The sequence below is a fragment of the Methylophilus sp. genome (genome assembly GCF_035460085.1).
Lineage (GTDB): Bacteria > Pseudomonadota > Gammaproteobacteria > Burkholderiales > Methylophilaceae > Methylophilus.
On sequence record NZ_DATHWZ010000026.1, the window covers coordinates 43,046 to 62,244 of the forward strand.

General features: G+C 49.0%; 16 protein-coding genes. 10 read left to right on the plus strand and 6 right to left on the minus strand.

Annotation, left to right across the window (positions count from 1 at the left end):
• Nucleotides 1-67: 67 nt before the first annotated feature.
• The gene (locus VK958_RS04765) at nt 68-2,233 is read right to left on the minus strand and encodes a TonB-dependent receptor family protein (RefSeq protein ID WP_325239425.1); all 2,166 of its coding nucleotides are present in this window, start codon (nt 2,231-2,233) and stop codon (nt 68-70) included.
• Nucleotides 2,234-2,522: 289 nt separating this feature from the next.
• Between VK958_RS04765 and leuS the strand changes: the two genes are divergently transcribed.
• The 5 genes from leuS to nadD all read left to right on the plus strand — a co-directional run bounded on the left by leuS (nt 2,523) and on the right by nadD (nt 8,841).
• Nucleotides 2,523-5,135 carry a leucine--tRNA ligase gene (gene leuS / locus VK958_RS04770; RefSeq protein ID WP_325239426.1) on the plus strand — a complete coding sequence of 871 codons (2,613 nt, stop codon included), beginning with the start codon at nt 2,523-2,525 and terminating at the stop codon, nt 5,133-5,135.
• 32 nt (nt 5,136-5,167) lie between these two features.
• Nucleotides 5,168-5,701 carry an LPS-assembly lipoprotein LptE gene (locus tag VK958_RS04775; RefSeq protein ID WP_325239427.1) on the plus strand — a complete coding sequence of 178 codons (534 nt, stop codon included), beginning with the start codon at nt 5,168-5,170 and terminating at the stop codon, nt 5,699-5,701.
• Between the two features lie 4 nt (nt 5,702-5,705).
• On the plus strand, nt 5,706-6,749 hold the full coding sequence (holA, locus tag VK958_RS04780; protein WP_325239428.1) for a DNA polymerase III subunit delta: 1,044 nt from the start codon (nt 5,706-5,708) through the stop codon (nt 6,747-6,749).
• A 38-nt stretch (nt 6,750-6,787) separates the two neighbouring features.
• On the plus strand, nt 6,788-8,044 hold the full coding sequence (locus VK958_RS04785; RefSeq protein WP_325239430.1) for a glutamate-5-semialdehyde dehydrogenase: 1,257 nt from the start codon (nt 6,788-6,790) through the stop codon (nt 8,042-8,044).
• 155 nt (nt 8,045-8,199) lie between these two features.
• On the plus strand, nt 8,200-8,841 hold the full coding sequence (nadD, locus tag VK958_RS04790) for a nicotinate-nucleotide adenylyltransferase (protein ID WP_325239432.1): 642 nt from the start codon (nt 8,200-8,202) through the stop codon (nt 8,839-8,841).
• A 118-nt stretch (nt 8,842-8,959) separates the two neighbouring features.
• Here the strand turns inward: nadD and VK958_RS04795 are convergent, their stop codons facing one another.
• Nucleotides 8,960-9,529: a hemerythrin domain-containing protein gene (locus tag VK958_RS04795; protein WP_325239434.1), complete on the minus strand. Its 570-nt coding sequence runs from the start codon at nt 9,527-9,529 to the stop codon at nt 8,960-8,962.
• Between the two features lie 335 nt (nt 9,530-9,864).
• On the opposite strand from VK958_RS04795, the gene VK958_RS04800 reads away from it, so the two are divergent.
• Nucleotides 9,865-12,102: an EAL domain-containing protein gene (locus tag VK958_RS04800; protein WP_325239435.1), complete on the plus strand. Its 2,238-nt coding sequence runs from the start codon at nt 9,865-9,867 to the stop codon at nt 12,100-12,102.
• 7 nt (nt 12,103-12,109) lie between these two features.
• Here VK958_RS04800 and VK958_RS04805 read toward each other — a convergent pair whose 3' ends face one another.
• Nucleotides 12,110-12,559, minus strand: coding sequence for a YaiI/YqxD family protein (locus tag VK958_RS04805; protein WP_325239436.1), 450 nt, complete (start codon nt 12,557-12,559; stop codon nt 12,110-12,112).
• A complete protein-coding gene (locus VK958_RS04810; protein WP_325239438.1) occupies nt 12,559-14,130 on the minus strand; it encodes a DEAD/DEAH box helicase in 1,572 nt (523 codons plus the stop codon). The genes VK958_RS04805 and VK958_RS04810 overlap by 1 nt, the downstream gene beginning before the upstream one ends.
• A 256-nt stretch (nt 14,131-14,386) precedes the next feature.
• Between VK958_RS04810 and VK958_RS04815 the strand changes: the two genes are divergently transcribed.
• Both VK958_RS04815 and VK958_RS04820 read left to right on the plus strand, forming a co-directional pair.
• Nucleotides 14,387-14,821 carry a putative toxin-antitoxin system toxin component, PIN family gene (locus VK958_RS04815; protein WP_325239439.1) on the plus strand — a complete coding sequence of 145 codons (435 nt, stop codon included), beginning with the start codon at nt 14,387-14,389 and terminating at the stop codon, nt 14,819-14,821.
• Nucleotides 14,822-14,829: 8 nt separating this feature from the next.
• Nucleotides 14,830-15,039, plus strand: coding sequence for a toxin-antitoxin system HicB family antitoxin (locus tag VK958_RS04820; RefSeq protein WP_325239440.1), 210 nt, complete (start codon nt 14,830-14,832; stop codon nt 15,037-15,039).
• Between the two features lie 43 nt (nt 15,040-15,082).
• On the opposite strand, the gene VK958_RS04825 is transcribed toward VK958_RS04820, so the two are convergent.
• Nucleotides 15,083-17,284 (minus strand): OsmC domain/YcaO domain-containing protein, encoded by a 2,202-nt coding sequence (locus tag VK958_RS04825; RefSeq protein ID WP_325239441.1) that lies wholly within the window; start codon nt 17,282-17,284, stop codon nt 15,083-15,085.
• Between the two features lie 163 nt (nt 17,285-17,447).
• Here VK958_RS04825 and VK958_RS04830 point away from each other — a divergent pair, with 163 nt between their 5' ends.
• Both VK958_RS04830 and VK958_RS04835 read left to right on the plus strand, forming a co-directional pair.
• Nucleotides 17,448-17,867, plus strand: a complete 420-nt coding sequence (locus VK958_RS04830) for a putative toxin-antitoxin system toxin component, PIN family (protein WP_325239442.1) — start codon at nt 17,448-17,450, stop codon at nt 17,865-17,867.
• Complete coding sequence (locus tag VK958_RS04835) at nt 17,864-18,121, plus strand: toxin-antitoxin system HicB family antitoxin (protein ID WP_325239443.1); 258 nt, start codon at nt 17,864-17,866, stop codon at nt 18,119-18,121. Before VK958_RS04830 ends, VK958_RS04835 begins: the two co-directional genes overlap by 4 nt.
• 43 nt (nt 18,122-18,164) lie before the next feature.
• On the opposite strand, the gene rlmF is transcribed toward VK958_RS04835, so the two are convergent.
• Nucleotides 18,165-19,088, minus strand: a complete 924-nt coding sequence (rlmF, locus tag VK958_RS04840; protein ID WP_325239445.1) for a 23S rRNA (adenine(1618)-N(6))-methyltransferase RlmF — start codon at nt 19,086-19,088, stop codon at nt 18,165-18,167.
• Nucleotides 19,089-19,199: the final 111 nt, after the last annotated feature.

Genomic DNA, 19,199 nt, shown 5'->3' on the forward strand with positions numbered 1-19,199 from the left:
GTTTAATAAAAAGCCCGCTTGATGCGAGCTTTTTATTTGCTTCAGGAATTAGAGTGTTCTCTCTGTTCTAGAAATCATAACGAATACCAGCAAACACCTGGCGCTGTCGTCCTGCCACTTTACCGTCAACACGGCTGATCAGATACTCTTTATCGGCCAGGTTATGTCCACTCATAAAATAGGTTAGCTTTGAGCCAACTGGCCTAAAGTTAAGCGAAGCATTTAACAAGGTATAGGCTGGGATCCTGCCTTCCTGACCGTTCAGTACCTCAACTGTCGTATTGTCCGGATCGACATATTGCTGGCTGACATAATCCACACCGATACGTGCATTGAAACCAATCGGATGCTCATACCCAAAGTTGAGGGAAGCTATATCGCGTGGCGCATACGGCAAACGGTTGCCGCTGGTGGTCTGATCAGTGTTTTTGTCAAACTTGGCAGTAAACAGGTTTGTGTAATTACCAGCAATGTAGAAATTATGCGGACTGTCATAAATTCTGCCGAAATCTATACGCCCTGCCAGTTCCACACCGGTCATTTGCGATTTTCCGGCATTGACAAAATTACCCGCAGTTCTTTGGATCACAATTTCGTCAAAATCGACATTAAACAATGTGGCTTCAAAACCAACGCCTTTAAAATAGGAAGACCTCACACCGATTTCCGTGTTAGTGCTTTCTTCAGCTTTGGTGCTACTAATCGCATCTAGGCCAGCTAACATCTCAAAGTCAATATCTCGTGAAGGCCTTGGAGGTGCAAATCCTCTGTGTATCCCTGCAAATACTGTCGTATTCGCAATCCCATTCCAGGTGGTGCCTATGCCTGGCAACCACACTGTCTGGCTGTTGGTTTTAGCAAACCCTTGTGGATCGCCCTCGGCCTGCAGCACATTGATTTTCTTTTTATAATCTTCAACACGCAAACCCGGGGTTAATGTCCAGTCCCCCAGGTAAAAAGTGTTTTGCGCATAATAAGATTTAGCTTCAATATCAATACGGATATCTTCCCTGAAATCACCGAATGCCTTGGCATAAGACAAACTTTGCGCACGTGGATCACCATCCCTGAACTGCTGACGCTTGTTGCCTTCTTCATGGTAACGAAATCCGACCACTGCCGTGCTATCAATCCCAAATAGACTATGCTTGATATCCAGGCGTGGTTCAAAACCATAGTAATCATAGCTTCTAGGACGATGGCGACCGCCGCACTGCTCAGCATTAGCAACTGTCGCAGGCCCCAATCCAGTACACCTGTCCATGACAGAAACGCCGCCTAAGCTACCAGACTCGTTGATTTGCCTGAAAGAAGTGCGGAAAGCATCTACATAATAGGCATTGGTGGTTAAAGTAGCATTCGCATTGATATCGAATATATGCTGCAATTGCAATGACTTGCGCTGATATTCAAACCGGTCATTCTTGCCAGTTGGCGCCTGGTATTTATCTTGTGCATATTCCACTGCACCCAAGCCGGTTTCAGAGACATGCGAATCCTCTTCGTAGTAACCCACTTTCGCAATGATTCTTTGGCTCTCAGTCAGGTTCAATTGGCCTTTTACCATCAACTCGCGCATTTCAAAGTCATGGTTCTTGCGGATGCCATCGCCTTTTTTCTGTATCGCATCAATCATAATGCCACCCTGCTCACCACCCACACCAAGGTTTGCGGCAAACCCGGTAAAGTCATTGTTACCCACCATACCAGTGACACTACCTTCAAACCCGTTTTTCGGTACCGGCTTGGTCACAAAGTTAATCATGCCACCCACCGTCTGTGGGCCATACAAAATCTGGCCTGAACCCTTGACCACTTCAATCCGTTGTACACGTTCGATAGGGGTCGTGTAATGTGCGGAAGGATCGCCATAGGGCCCCAAGAACAATGGCATGCCATCTTCCATCAATAATGTGCGCGATGTTCGTCTTGGATCCATCCCTCTTACCCCGATATTAACGCCCAGGCCAAAAGTGTTTTCACCCACAATATGCACGCCCGGCACATTATTAATCGCTTCCTGAATTGAAAACGGTCTACGCTCGTTCAGTGCCTTTTCATCCACAACTGAATAAGATCCTGGTACTGTTTCAAGCCGATCCGGCAAAATGCCTTTTACCATGACAGGGCCAACATCCAGGCTATTTGTCTGATCAGCCAGTGCATTTAAAACATTCACACTTATCGCCAAGCTTGTGGCCGCGACCATGATTTTTTTATTAGGTTTGTGCATTCCTTTTCATCCTCTCGTTGTAAAACTGTGCACGTTGTTTAGCAACATCCACACCAAAAATCTTCGACAATGATTATCTCGTTGATTAATTTACATAAATAATATATTTCCCTAATGCCGCCTGGCCTATGCCCGGCGGAGAGGTCGGTTGATAAAAACCGATACCGGTTTCAATTGGTTTATATCAACCAGCAAGTGTATTGGCCGTTGCCTGTCGTATCTCTCACCAACCACAAGCTGCAGGGTTCTCAGGTATAATTACTTTTTTGTAATCACGTCCCCAATCCACATGCAACAGCAGTATCCATTTAAAGAAGTTGAACAACAGGCACAGCAATTTTGGGGCGCCAAACAAAGCTTTCTAGCCAAGCCTGAAAGCACCAAACCTAAGTACTATTGCTTATCCATGTTTCCTTACCCAAGCGGTAAGTTGCATATGGGTCACGTACGTAACTACACCATTGGTGACGTGTTAAGCCGTTACCACCATATGAAGGGCTTCAATGTGTTGCAACCTATGGGTTGGGATGCGTTTGGCTTACCGGCGGAGAATGCTGCGATCCAGAATAAGGTTCCGCCAGCACAATGGACATATGACAACATTGCTTACATGCGCAAGCAGTTACAGTCACTCGGGTTTGCGATTGACTGGAGTCGCGAACTGGCGACCTGCCAGCCTGAATACTACAAGTGGAACCAGTGGCTGTTCCTGCGCATGCTGGAAAAAGGCATTGCCTACAAAAAAACCCAGGTAGTGAACTGGGATCCGGTCGATCAAACCGTACTCGCAAATGAACAAGTGATAGACGGCCGCGGTTGGCGCACAGGAGCACTGGTAGAAAAACGCGAAATTCCGGGCTATTACCTCAATATCACCGGTCACGCCCAGCAGCTGCTGGATGACCTGGATAAACTGCCAGGCTGGCCAGAGCGGGTGAAAACCATGCAGGCCAACTGGATAGGCAAGAGTGTAGGCGTGCGTTTCGCATTCACACATCTCATTCAGGACAATGACGGTTTGATTGATGACGGCAAACTGTGGGTGTTCACCACCCGCGCCGACACCATCATGGGCGTGACTTTCTGTGCGGTGGCTGCAGAACATCCACTGGCTACCCATGCCGCAAAGAATAATCCTGCATTGCAAGCCTTTATCGATAAATGCAAACAGGGTTCAGTCATGGAAGCCGACATGGCGACCATGGAAAAAGAAGGCATGGATACCGGCCTGACCGTTATGCATCCTTTAACTGGGGAACACGTGCCGGTGTGGGTTGGTAATTACGTGCTGATGACTTATGGCGAGGGTGCAGTGATGGCCGTGCCTGCGCATGATGAACGTGATTTTGGTTTTGCAAAAAAATATAGTCTGCCGATCAAGCAAGTCATCAGCCTGCCTGATCAAACGTTTGACCATGCTGCCTGGCAGGAATGGTATGGCGATAAAAGCAAAGGGGTGTGTATTTACTCCGGCAAATATAATGACCTCAGCTATGCGCAAGCAATCGATGCCGTGGCAGCCGACTTGGCAGAAAAAGACCTGGGCGGAAAACAGACCAACTGGCGCCTGCGTGACTGGGGTATTTCCCGCCAACGCTACTGGGGCTGCCCTATCCCTATCATCCATTGCGAAAGCTGTGGCAGTGTGCCGGTACCGGATGACCAGTTACCGGTCAGGCTGCCGGAAGACTGTGTCCCGGATGGTTCCGGCAATCCGCTCAACAAACGCGAAGACTTCCTGAATTGTGCTTGCCCAAGTTGTGGCAAACCGGCCAAGCGCGAAACCGATACCATGGATACCTTTGTTGATTCCAGCTGGTACTACGCACGCTATGCGTCTGGCTTCAGCGAAGACGCCATGGTCGATGCCCAGACCAATCACTGGATGCCGGTAGACCAATACATTGGCGGCATCGAGCATGCCATCCTGCATCTGCTCTACTCGCGCTTCTGGAGCAAGGTCATGCGTGACCTGGGCCTGGTGAATTATGATGAGCCGTTCGCCAATCTGCTGACACAAGGCATGGTGCTCAACCATATTTTCTCACGCCGTACGGCTAAAGGCGGCATTGAATATTTTGCGCCGGAAGAAGTCGAACTGATCCACGATGATAACGGCAAGATTACCGGCGCCAGGCTGGTCGCCGATGGCTCGGCAATCGATTACCAGGGCATAGGGACCATGTCCAAATCCAAACGCAATGGTGTCGACCCACAATCGTTGATAGAGCAATACGGTGCTGACACTGCACGCTTCTTCATGATGTTTGCTGCGCCGCCGGAACAGACACTGGAATGGTCTGACAGTGGTGTCGAAGGCTCGCATCGTTTCCTCAAACGCGTGTGGAATTTTGGCTTTTTGCTGTCTGGAACGCAGGCGGTGGAAATGCCGAACAAACTGACTGGCGAACTGGCTAATCATCGGCGCGAAATCCATACAATATTGAAACAGGCTAATGTAGACTTGGCCAAACTGCAATTCAATACGGTGGCTTCTGCCTGCATGAAAATGCTGAATACACTGGAAAAAGTACAGAAAGACGCAGAAAAGGACTGGCAGGCAGTGGCTTTTGAAGGTTATGCGATCTTGCTGCGTGTGTTGTCCCCCATCGCACCGCATATTTCACAAATGATGTGGCAAACCTTGAATCTGGGTGAAGATATCCTGGCGGCTAAATGGCCAGAACCGGCCAACTCGGCCTTGGTACAGGACGAGGTAGAATATGTGGTACAAGTGAATGGCAAGCTGCGCGGCAGTATCAATATCCCGAAAAGCATGGCTAAAGAACAGATTGAAGCCACGGCGGTGAATCAGGATTTCGTACAGAAATTCCTGAACGAAGGTAGCGTCAAAAAAATCATTGTCGTGCCTAATAAATTAATTAATATTGTGGTTGCCTAGCCCGCTGGCTAAGCATTGTTGAAAGGATGACCATGCTGTTTACCCGCCTGACACCCAGTTTGCTGACCCGGTTTTCACCGTCCTGGTTGCTGCAAAATTGTGCATGGCTGGTATTAATGGCAGCATTGACTTCATGCGGCTTTCAACTGCGCCAGCCATCGCCGATTGCGTTCAAGAGCGTTCATATCTCTGGCAGTGCCTCTATCACAAAAACGCTTGTCAAATCGCTGACCGAGCAAGGTATCAAAGTGGCGAGTAGCCCGGAGGATGCTGAATTACAAATCGATTTGCTCAAGGAAGAAAATGAGCAACGCATTCTGTCATTGAGCGGTACCGGTGTGGTGCGTGAATATGAATTATATTATCGCGTGCATTACCGCACTAAAGCGACCGGTGAGCCTACCTGGTCACTGCCCCTCATCATGGAAAGTCGTCGAGACTACACCTATAACGATGCCAACTTGCTGGCTAAACAGCAAGAACAAAAAATGCTGACCGAAAGCATGCAAACCGATGTGTTAAACGGCATTTTGCGTCGCTTGTCAGCATTGAAAAAAGCCGAGTAATCCTATGCGCATCCAGGCTGCGCAACTGGCACTGCACCTGCCACCCAAACAGCATTTGTTCATACTGGCCGGTGATGAGCCCCTCTCAATTACCGAGTCGATCGATCAAATCCGCGCAGCGGCACGTCAGCACGGTGCGCAGGAACGTGCCAGCTTTGTCGTAGAGCGCTACTTCAACTGGGGGCAAGTCAGCCAGTTTCTGCAAAGCTTCTCGCTGTTTGCCGAACAACGCATCCTTGAGATTAATATTCCGACCGGTAAACCCGGTGTTGAAGGTGGCAAAGCCTTGCAGCAATTAGCCGAACTCCCGGCAGCTGACACCACTATTATCATCACCCTGCCCGCGCCTGACCGCGACATGACTAACAGCGCATGGTATGAAGCTTTGTTACAACATGGCGTAGTGCTGATACATAACCAGGTGCCACTGGCCCAGTTACCTGACTGGATAGGCCAGCGTCTGGCCTTACAGAAACAGACGGCCGATGAAGCATCGCGCCGGTTTATTGCCGAGCAGGTAGAAGGTAATTTACTGGCAGCGCATCAGGAAATCCAGAAACTGGGCTTGTTATATCCTGCCGGACCATTATCTGAAGAAGCGATCCGCCAATGTGTGCTGAACGTCGCGCGTTTCGATGTCTCACAATTGGGGGAAGCTATGTTGCACGGTGACCAAAGCCGTATCCTGCGCATTATCGAAGGCCTGCGTGAAGAAGGTGAAACCGCTGTCACTGTCATGAACCCGCTGGTATGGTTATTCCGTCCGCTGCTGCAAGTCAGGTTGGCCATGCAAAGCGGGCTATCCATGCAAAATGCACTGACCCAGGCCAGGCTATTTGGTGACCGCCAGCAATTAGTTAAACGCGCATTGGAATTTTTACCGCAAAAACATATCGAAGCTGCACTGCAAAAACTGTCAGACATTGACCGCATTGCCAAAGGTGTAGGCGATGGCGATGCCTGGCTGGAATTATCCAGGCTGTGTACCGGTATCGCCAGGATGGCAGCAAGTAAATCGGCAAGAGCCGGCGCAACAAGAACACGCTAATTTTTGGGTGAAGTGGGTTTAGGATAAAATAACAGGTTATGGATATTAAACACTACATGAAAGAACTGGGAGAGCAGGCGCGTGCCGCCTCCCGTTTGATGGCGAAAGCGGATACCAATACCAAGAACCAGGCATTGCGCAATATCGCTGCACTGATCCGCCATCACGAAAAAGCCCTGCTCGCCGCTAACCAGCAAGACCTGGATGCTGCAAAAGCCAATGGCATGGAAGAAGCGATGCTGGACCGCCTGGCGCTGAGCGAAAAATCTGTCGCCACCATGGCAGAAGGCCTGGAACAAATCGCCAGCCTGGCTGACCCTATCGGCGAAATGAGCAATTTCAAATACCGTCCTTCCGGTATTCAGATCGGCCAGATGCGCGTCCCTTTGGGCGTTATAGGCATTATTTACGAAGCCCGCCCAAATGTGACGGTGGATGCGGCCGGTTTGTGTATCAAATCCGGCAATGCCTGTATTTTGCGTGGCGGTTCTGAAGCCATCCATTGCAACCAGGCGCTTGCTAAATTAGTTCATCAGGGCCTGGCGCAAGCCGGCCTGCCACAAGCGGCGGTACTGGTGGTCGAAACCACTGACCGCGCGGCGGTTGGCGAACTCATCACCATGAAACAATATGTGGATGTGATCGTGCCACGCGGCGGCAAAGGCCTGATCGAGCGTATCAGCAATGAAGCACGCATTCCAGTGATCAAACATCTGGATGGCAATTGTCACGTCTATGTGGATGACGATGCCGACCTGGATAAAGCCCTGCGTATTCTGGAGAATTCCAAAACCCAGCGCTTGGGTACCTGCAACACGGCCGAATCCCTATTGGTCGCGCGTAGCATTGCCAGTACCGCCTTGCCTAAATTAGCCGAGATGCTGATTGCCAAAGGCATTGAAATCCGCGGTTGCGAAGAAACACTCGCATTAGTGCCACAAGCCATTGCTGCGACTGAAGAAGACTACTTTACCGAATACCTGGATGCGATCATCTCGTGCAAGGTAGTCAGCGGTCTGGAACAAGCGATCACGCATATCAACCAGCACTCCAGCCAGCATACCGAAGCGATTGTGACCGAGAATTACACCAAAGCACGCCAGTTCCTGCGTGAAGTGGATTCCAGCAGTGTGATGGTCAATGCCTCCACCCGTTTTGCCGATGGTTTTGAGTATGGTTTTGGCGCAGAGATCGGGATTTCTACTGACAAACTGCATGCGCGCGGCCCGGTCGGTCTGGATGGACTGACGTCGCTGAAGTATATCGTCCTCGGTGACGGCCACGTTCGCGCTTAAAATTGCGTAAATCGAGCGCTTCACGGCGTTCCGCAGTGCTCGATATCCTCATGTACTATTTGTACATTGCGGTTTCTGCGCTGCGTGCGCCTTGTACTGGCACTCGATTGATGCAATTTTCAAATTTTCATTGATAGGCTGAAAAAACTACCCAGATGGAATTGATAGGCATTTTTGGCGGCACCTTTAACCCCATCCACAATGGGCATCTGGTGCTCGCAAAAACTGTGCTCGATACTTTGCACTGCAACCAGATACGTTTTATCCCATCGGCTATCCCGCCACACAAAGCCATTCCGGCAGTCACTGCACGGCATAGAGCCAATATGGTCCAGTTGGCGATTGCGGATCATCCTGAATTTATCCTGGATACCTGCGAACTTGATCGCCAGGGTCCATCCTATACGATAGAAACATTGCACTTATTGCGCAAGCGCCTGCCGGATCAATCACTGTGTTTGATCATGGGACAAGACAGTTACCTCAAACTGCCGACCTGGCACCGCTGGCTGGAGCTACTCGATTACTGCCATTTGCTGGTCGTGCATAGAGCAGATGCTGAACAAAAGTTACAGTTGCATACCGAACATCAAAACAGGCTGGTGAATATTGCTCATGCAGCAGAGCAATTTACCGAGAATGCGCATGGCTTTATCAGTTACTTGCCTGTGACACCACCGGATATTTCATCCACGCGCATTCGCGAAGCGTTAGGCCAGCGAGAGATTGCATCCGTCCCTGGAATACCCGATAAAGTGCTGTATTACATCAAAGCTAATCATTTGTACCAATCATAGGATTTCAGCGTTTACCAACACTAACCGCCATCTTTAATGCAAAGAAAAAGACCCGGGAAACAATCCCCGGGTCTTTTCTAAATAACTCTAAAATCAGGCGTTTGCCTACTCAAAAGCATTAGTGTTTTGCTGGCACGCCAACTAATGTTTTCAATTCTTGGGCGTTAATTTCACCGTTGTTGCCATTCAGTTTGCCCAGAATTTCTTCTTTACGGGCGGTAAAAGTCACGGCCAATGCACGCAAATCCAGTTCCTTGGATTTCCTTACCTCAGGAAACATTTCTTCCTCTTCTTCATCCACATGGTGATTAATGTACTCACCAAGCACGGTGACTTTTGCATCGTACATTTCATCTTCAGGGTCCATTTCCTGGATCTGTGCAATCAACTCTTTGGCGCTTTCATGCTCAACAATCCCTTCATTGATCAGTGCGTCATCTTCGGTAGCAGCACGAGCACCAGGATAGAAAATTTCTTCTTCCGCGATAGTATGTGCAATCAGTTCTAAACAGATTTTATTGGCAATGCTGACCTTGCCTTTGGTATCGCCTTTTTCAGCCAGCTTATCAAACTGCTTGAATAGTTTTTTGACTTCGTCGTGGTCGTTTTTCAGTAACACGATCACATCGTGTTTTACGGCAGTCGCTGGTGTAGCTTTCTTTGGTGTCACATTTGATGCTGTTCTCATGGTGATCTCCTGGTAAGTAGAGTTGAATCAATAAATTTAGCAATCCCTGGTTTGACTGCTTTGTTTTAGTAGGCTCAATCATGCGGAATTACCTTCAGAGGCACCATGCTGTTTCTTCTGAATGTGATGTAGGAAAAGTCGCACTCCTAGTGCTTCGTTCAACCAGGCAGGCTTCAAAGGCTGAGATGGTTGTAAAACAGAAATGAAAGTGTTGGCTCTTCCCTCTTAAATATAAATATAATGATCAATACATCATCAATCAGCTATCAGCTGATTCATTCCGGGGATTTCAGCCTGATTGACATCACCGTAATGCATAAACTTTAAGGAAGAAGATGGGATTAGCACGTTTAACCGCATCTCGTTTACGTATGTTGAATCTGCTGGTATTGGTCATTAGTGCATGTATTTCCATATGGGCGGTTGCTGAAGAAGCGGAACCCGGCCACTTTCCAGAGGCAAGCCTCGCACAATCCCTTCCATTGTCAGCACAGGAAAAAGCCTGGATAAAGCAACATCCTGAGGTCCGTGTTGCTGTCAAGAATGGCTGGATGCCGATTGAGTTTCAACTGGAGAATCAAAAACATGCCGGTATTTCGGTGGATTACCTGGAAGAGATCAGCTTGCTAACAGGTTTGAAGTTCACCATTGTTGAATACCACCCCAACATCAATACCTATCAAGTAGAGCTAATCACCGGCATCCGTAACAAGCATCTGCCTGAAGGTTTTCGCCTGGTTTCCACGCCGTACCTTGATATCACCAATGCTATTTATGTCGCTTCATCAGGAGGTTTAACCCCTGGCCGCACCAACCTTAACCAGCTTTCACAGAAGACGGTTGCTGTGTTCAGAAATGGTGAGGTTGCGCAGGAATTGAAAGCCGCGGTGCCGGATATCCAGCTCAAATTGTTCGATATCGCTGATGACGCATTTGACCAGCTGGACGCACACAAGGTAGATGCCTACATCGGCAACGAACTGGTGCTGGATTACCACATCGACTATCACAAGATTAAATCGATCAGGAAAAGCGGCACCACGCCCATCACCAGTAAAGTGTATATGGCCACCAGCGATGAACATCCCTTGTTGCAAAGCATAATGAACAAAGCCGTACTGCAAATCGGCACCAATCCGCCGGACTTGCTGGACACCTGGAAAATCGAACCTAAGAATCCGTTCATTCAGTATCTGATATTCACCATTTCGTTTTTTGCGGTAGTGTTGCTTTTTCAACTAATCAAACTATATAAATCCAGTAAAAAGCAGGCAATGGAAGCCGAACAGAAAATCTGGTTCCAGGCGAACCATGATTTCCTGACCCAGCTGCCTAACCGTTACTTCCTGAAATCCAAACTGTCGGAAGCCCTAAACCAGTCTGTCATCAGCCTGAATAAGATTGGTGTCATCATTATCGATCTCGATAATTTCAAGGAAATCAACGATACCGCCGGACATGCCATTGGCGATGTAGTGCTGATCAAAGTGGCTGACCGCTTCAAATCCATCATTCCCGAACCCAATATCATCGCCCGCTTTGGTGGCGATGAATTCCTGATCCTGGTGCTGGAAAACCCGGACCAGCAGGCCTTGCATGCTTTCTGCGCACGGCTGATCGAGGCCATGGAAGCACCATTCAGGATTCAGCAAAAGTCATTCCTGGTTTCCATCAGCATGGGTGCCTCACTGTTTCCGGATAACAGCCGCAACGTAGAAGAACTAATCATGTTTGCAGATGAGGCCATGTACCAGGCAAAAAGAACAGGCAAGAATAAATTCATCCTGTTCAATGAAAACATGCATGACGTATTTACCAAACGCACCCAGCTCGGCAACGAATTGCGCCATGCGGTGGAAAGGCATCAGCTCTACCTGCAATACCAGCCGATCTTCAACCTGCATAACCAGCGCTGCGAAAAGGTCGAAGCGCTGCTGCGCTGGTATCACCCCGAATTCGGTACCGTACCACCCAATGTATTTATCAGCATCGCCGAAGAAAACGGCAGTATTATCGAGCTTGGCGAATGGGTGTTCCAACAGGTGCTTAGTGATTTCACAACGCTAACTCAACACTTTGGCGACATTGAAATATGCATCAATCTGTCGCCGATTCAATTTGCACAGTCAGAATCTATTCATCAATTTATCGCCAATATCACCAGCCGCAATATCCCTGGCGCACATTTTTGTTTTGAAATTACCGAAGGCCTGTTACTCGAACCTTCCAGCCATGTTGTCGATAACCTGAGCAAGATCAATGAACACGGTATCCGGCTGGCGCTGGATGATTTTGGCACCGGCTACTCATCGCTGGCTTACCTGAACAAGTTCAAGATCGATTACGTCAAGATTGATAGATCATTTATCAGCAACATCACAGAAAACGCCAACGACCTGGCTTTGTGCAAAACCATTATTTATATGGGAAAACAACTCAATATCAGATTAATAGCAGAAGGGGTGGAAACGCTGGCGCAAGAGAGCTTACTGAAAGAAATGGCTTGTGACTACTCGCAAGGCTTTTACCGGGCCAGGCCTATCACCATCCGGGATATGTCACAGGTGGTTTAGATTAAGTTTAACGTGGCAGCCGCGCCAGAAACTGGTCCAGCTGTTTGGCGAACGCGTGGCGATCAGAAGATTGCATGGCACTCGGGCCTGAGGTTTCCACACCACTGGCGCGCAATGACTCCATAAAATCGCGCATGGATAAACATTCTTTGATGTTTTCGCGCGAATAAAACTCCCCGCGCGGGTTGAGTGCGTGACCGCCCTTTTCAATCACTTGCGCAGCAAAGGGGATGTCAGCGGTAATCACCAGATCCCCCGCTTCCAGCGCCTCGACAATGACGTTATCAGCGACATCAAAGCCTTTGGCGACTTGCATCGCCCGCAAATAAGGCGAAGGTGGCACCCGCAGCAATTTATTGGCAACAAAAATGGTGGATATTTTTGCGCGGTCGGCGGCGCGGAACAGGATTTCCTTAATCACCACCGGGCACGCGTCAGCATCCACCCAAATCTGCATTAACGCGCTTTCGGGTTTTGCCTGTTAGCGTTAGCACCTGGTTTAGGTGTAAACAACGCACCTTGTGGCTTATTGCCATTTTGAGACCTATTTGCACCTTGAGGTCTATTGCCTTGTGATTGACCAGCACCCTGGTTACCACCCTGAGCATTAGCGCCCTGGCGATGTTGTGCAGGCTTATTCGCCTGGTTGCCATTACGCTGACCTGCATTACCCTGCGCAGGTCTGTTGGCGTCACCTTGCGCCGCACGTTGACCATTTGGCTGTGACGGACGCTGTTGTGGAGATTTCTGGTTATTCGCATTACTGGCAGATTTCTGCGGCTGCCCTTGTTTCTGGCGACCATTACCTTGCCCGCGCGGATTCTGGCCGCGTGGCGGACGATCCGGCTCTTCACTGCCTTTTTCCGGTGGTTCAAAGCCTTCCACCGCCACACGTGGAATCTCACGCTTGATCAACTTCTCAATGTCTTTCAACATGCCTAGCTCTTCGCGATCGACCAGTGAAATCGCCGCGCCGCTACTGCCTGCACGCCCGGTACGGCCAATGCGGTGTACATAATCTTCCGGCACATTCGGTAACTCAAAGTTGACCACTTGCGGCAACTGGTCAATGTCCAGCCCGCGTGCAGCAATATCGGTCGCCACCAGTGCCGGAATCGTACCCGCTTTAAATTCGGCCAAAGCCGCCGTGCGCGCATTCTGGCTCTTGTTGCCGTGAATCGCCATGGCCGGGATGCCATCTTTCACCAATTTTTCTGCCAGGCGGTTTGCGCCATGTTTGGTGCGCGTAAAAATCAACACCTGCGTCCACTGGTTCTGTTTGATCAGGTGGCTGACCATTGCGCGTTTATGCGCTTGCGGCACCATGTGCACACTCTGTTCGATCAACGCGTTCGACGCATTGCGGCGTGCCACTTCCACCAGGTCAGGTGCATTCAGCAGGTTATCCGCCAGTTTCTTGATGTCGTCTGAGAAGGTGGCCGAGAACAGCAGGTTCTGGCGTTTTTTCGGCAGCAAAGCCAGTACTTTCTTGATGTCATGGATAAAGCCCATATCCAGCATACGGTCGGCTTCATCCAGCACGAGGATCTCGATACCGGACAAATCCAGCGCTTTCTGTTGCACCAGGTCCAGTAAACGCCCCGGTGTCGCCACCAGGATATCCACCGGTTTGCGCAAGCGGTTGATTTGTGGATTCACGCCCACACCGCCAAACACCACCATGCTTTTCAGTGGCAGATATTTACCGTAAGTAGTGACAGACTCACCAATTTGCGCAGCCAGCTCGCGCGTAGGCGAAAGAATCAGGCAACGTGGCTTACCGGCTGGTGTATTTAAAGGATGTTCAGACAGGCGATGCAAAATCGGCAAGGTAAAACCAGCCGTTTTTCCGGTACCGGTTTGTGCACCCGCCAGCAGGTCGCCGCCGCGCAACACATAAGGGATGGCCTGCGCCTGGATCGGCGTAGGAATGGTGTAGCCGGCATCGGCAATCGCGCGCTGCACAGGCTCGCATAAATTTAAATCAGCAAACGTCACGTTTGCAGGAGTATTGTTTTCTATGGACAAAGTAATTCACTTATAGAGCGTGCGTGGCACATATGAAAAAGGCCACACAACTAATTATTGGGCGCTGGTCTGTTGCGAGTCGCAACACCAATCTGGACAAACGAAGATTATATTTATAGAGGTTTGCTAGGCCGCTGTGATGATTGGAAGGTCACAGGGTGAGATTATTATACGCGGTTTGCCACGCTTCCAAAATAAACCTTGAATGAGTGTAACCTAAACTTCATTAATGATAGCATCTATGCTAGCATAAAGCATGTTAGCAACCATTGTTTTAGACACGAATATTCTAGTTGCTGCACTGCAAAACCAAGGTAGTGTTGCCAGAACCATTTTACGCTTATGTTTGAATCGTGAAATTCAGGCACTGATAGGCGCTGCGCTTTTCGCTGAATATGAAGATGTCTTAAGTCGTGACACCCTTTTCGAAAAGAGCAAACTAAACAAACAGGAACGGGACCAAGTGATCAATGGCTTTTTATCCGTGTGTAAATGGTCTGAAGTATTTTATGCATGGCGCCCAAATCTTCCGGATGAAGCGGACAATCATTTGATTGAATTAGCGATCGCTGGTCAGGCTAGTTTTATAGTGACACGAAACTTAAAAGACCTGACGAAAGGCGAGCTGATTTTTAACCAATTACAAATTGTCGGACCAGAACATTTTTTAGAGCTGATACAGAACTTTTAGGAGTCAACATGAGCATACTTACTATTCGCTTGCCAGATGACAAGCATGACCGATTAAAGTCGCTAGCCAAAGCCAATAAAGTCAGTGTAAACAAATTGGTTGATGAGTTGGCAACAGTGGCACTTGCGAACTTTGATGCCAAGACACGCTTTGAAGCAAGGGCAAAAAAAGGTGACACAAAAACTGCGCTACAGTTACTTGAGAAATTTGGAGATTAAATATCCCATCCATACATTTTTTTGCCAATGCCTAACTGATCACCTACATCTTGGCACGCGCCGTATGCAACTTCCGGTAGCTATCAATCAGGCGATGATGCCTGTCCAGGCCTTCCAGTTTCATGCTGGTAGGCGTCAAGCCGTAGAAACGCACGTTGCCATCCATTGAGCCGATCACCGCATCCATGCGCACATCGCCAAACATCTTGCGGAAGTTAACCTCGTAATCGGCTAACTCCAGCTCGTCATCCAGCATCACTTCCAGCACCACATTCACGGCCTGGTAAAACAAGCCACGTTCCAGCGTATTGTCGTTGTACTGCAAAAAGGCGCCCACCAGATCCTGTGCTTCTTCAAATTGCTGCAAGGCAAGGTTGATCAGTAGCTTTAATTCCAGCACGGTGAGCTGGCCCCAGGCGGTGTTCTCGTCAAACTGGATGCCGATCAGGGTGCCGATATCGCCGTAATCATCTAGCTCGTTATTCTCCAGGCGGTCCAGCAATGCTTGCAGGCTGGCGTCATCCAGTGTATGCAGGTTCAGGATATCTTCGCGGAACAATAGCGACTTGTTGGTGTTATCCCACACCAGGTCTTCAACGGGATACACTTCCGAATAGCTCGGCACCAATATACGGCAGGCAGTTGCGCCGAGCTGGTCATACACCGCCACGTATACTTCTTTGTCCATGTCGGCCAACATCCCAAACATCGTCGCGGCTTCTTCAGCGCTAGCACTATCTTTGTTTCCCTGGCCTTTGCCCGAAAAATCCCACTCGACAAACTCGTAATCCGCTTTGGCACTGAAAAAACGCCAAGAGACTATGCCGCTGGAATCAATAAAGTGTTCGACAAAGTTATTCGGTTCAGTCACCGCTTCGCTGGCGAAGGTAGGCTGCGGTAAATCGTTCAGGCCTTCAAAACTGCGGCCTTGCAGCAATTCAGTCAGGCTGCGTTCCAGCGCGACTTCCAGTGTCGGGTGTGCGCCGAACGAGGCAAACACGCCGCCGGTGCGTGGGTTCATCAAAGTGACGCACATGACCGGGTATTGCCCGCCGAGCGATGCATCTTTCACCAGCACAGGGAAACCCTGCTCTTCCAGGCCTTTGATACCAGCCACCACACCAGGGTATTTCGCCAGTACTTCCTGCGGCACATCCGGCAAGGCGATTTCGCCTTCGATGATTTCGCGTTTCACCGCACGCTCAAAAATCTCGGATAAACATTGCACCTGCGCTTCGACCAGCGTGTTACCCGCACTCATGCCATTGCTGGCATACAGGTTTTCCACCAGGTTAGAGGGAAAATACACCACTTCCCCATCCGACTGACGCACAAACGGCAGCGAACAGATACCGCGTTCGGCATTGCCGGAATTGGTATCTATCAGGTGTGAGCCACGCAGCTCGCCATCCGGGTTATAAATCTCCAGCGTGTATTCATCAAGAATCTCTTTCGGCAGCGCATCCTTACGGCCTGGCTTGAACCAGCGCTCGTTCGGGTAATGCACAAATTCGGCATTGGCAATCTCTTCGCCCCAGTACGAGCCGGCATAAAAATGGTTGTTACTCAGCCGCTCGATATACTCGCCCAGCGCCGACGCCAGCGCGCTTTCCTTGGTCGATCCTTTGCCGTTGGTGAAGCACATCGGCGAATGCGCATCGCGGATATGCAGAGACCACACGTTAGGCACAATATTGCGCCACGAAGCGATCTCGATTTTGATGCCCAGCCCGGCCAGCACACTGGTCATATTGGCGATGGTCTGCTCCAGCGGCAAGTCTTTGCCGGTGATATACGTCTGCGACTCTGCCGCGGTGTTGACGGTCAGCAAGGCCTGCGCATCGGCATCCAGGTTAGCTACTTCTTCAATGATGAAATCCGGGCTCGCCTGCACCACTTTTTTCACCGTGCAGCGGTCAATCGAACGCAAAATACCAACGCGGTCTTTTTCAGAGATATCGGTCGGTAATTCAATCTGGATCTTGAAAATCTGCTTGTAGCGATTTTCCGGGTCCACAATATTGTTGTGCGACAGGCGGATGTTCTCGGTTGGGATATTGCGCGTGCTGCAATACAGCTTCACAAAATAAGCTGCACACAAGGCAGATGAAGCCAGAAAGTAATCGAACGGCCCAGGCGCCGAGCCATCGCCTTTATAGCGGATAGGCTGGTCGGCAATCACCGTGAAGTCATCAAACTTGGCCTCAAGACGAAACTTATCGAGAAAGTTGACTTTGACTTCCATGAGGTGACTCCAACTGCTGCAAAAAGATAAGGGCACTATTATCCCTCACAACGAGTAAGCCGCCTAAAGATTATTTGCAAGCTGCTGATTAAATGCGCTTTTTATATATTTAACCCACGAACTTAATCTTTCAATATAACATCACAGGTGATATCATAAAAAAATGAAAGTTGTGTTAGACACCGATGTCATTATTGCAGGCATGCGCAGTCCGTCAGGCGCCTCTGCAGAAATTATTCGCCTGGCCAGGCGCGGTGAACTTACACTCATGGCAAGTGTGTCACTGTTTATGGAATATGAATCCAAATGTACGTTACCAATCCATTACCAAGAGGCTGGCTTAACTGCGCAAGAAGCGGATATTTTTATCAACGCACTCGCAGGTATCATCAAACCGGTAAAAACACACTATTTATGGCGCCCACAATTACGAGACCCGGCAGATGAGATGGTGTTAGAAGCAGCAGTGAATGGTGGCGCTCAAGCACTGGTCAGTTTCAATCAAAAACATTTTGGCACAACACCACAAAGGTTTGGCATACAACTACTGCTGCCATCCCAGCTTTTAAGGAGTTTAAAATGAGTAACACATCCACATATCCTTTACGTTTACCAAAATCTCTTAAAGATGCAGTAGACGCTGCCAGCAAGCGTGATGGCACTAGTATTAATCAATTTGTTGCCATGGCCGTAGCAGAAAAAATCAGCGCATTAGAAACTGCCGAGTTTTTTAGTGTTCGCCAACAACAGGCAGACTATGAGAAATTTGATGCCATTATGAATAGAAAAGGTGGCCAAGCACCGATTAAAGGTGATGTGATAGGTGAAGAAGAATAGGCTTGAGCCTATCATCGTCTACAAGAAATTGGTTACTGGCTGATTAAATGCGCTTTTTAGATAAATCAGGCTGAAACGTCCACGCCACAAACCGGCTTTGTTTCTGCCCTTGTGCCATCTCCACCGTTTTCACCGTCACCGCCTGCACCTTCTTCAACTCACGATAAACCAGCGGCAAATTAGTCGCTTTAGAAACCAACGTGGTAAACCACACGCACTGCCTGGCAAACTGCCTGCTCTCGCTGATCATAGTGGTTAAAAACGCCGCCTCACCACCCGCACAAAACAGCTCATTAGACTGCCCGCCAAAATTCAGTGCCTGCGGCGGCTTTTTACCCAAGCCGCGCCATTTGCGCTGCGTACCCGCCAACGCTTCAGCGGCGGATGCATGAAAAGGCGGATTACATAAAGTGAGCGTAAACTGCTCGCCCGGCAAAATCACACCTTTGAATATAGACTCAGGCTTAGGCTGCAGTCGTACACTTATCTGCTGCTGCAACCCATTCGCCTCAATAATCTGCTGCGCATTACTCAAGGCTTTACTATCAATATCCACCCCCACACATTGCCAGCCATAAGCATGAGCAGCAATCAGCGGATAAACCAGATTCGCACCCGTACCAATATCCAGCAAGCGCACTTGTTCTGGGTTTAAATTGGGAATGCTCTCTGCCAGCAAATCTGCCAGATAATGCACATAATCAGCCCGCCCGGGGATAGGCGGACATAAGTAATTCTTTGGAATATCCCACACCGTCACGCCGTAATATTTCTTGAGCAAGGCCTGGTTTAAGGCTTTTACTGCTTGCGGGTTAGTAAAGTCTATTGAATCATCGCCGTAAGCATTTGGACGGACGTATTGTGAAAGTGGTGGGTGTGTTTGTACCAATACAGAAAAATCATAGCCTGCACGATGCAAGTTGTATTGATGCAGGATTGAGGAGCCTGAAATATACTTCGTGGCCATTTTAATCATTCATTTATGCTACGGTTAAAATTCTTTTAACTTTTATCCTATCAGAAAGTTAGATTTAGATTTATTCAAATATGCTACTCACCCTTTGCAACTGTGTTTGTT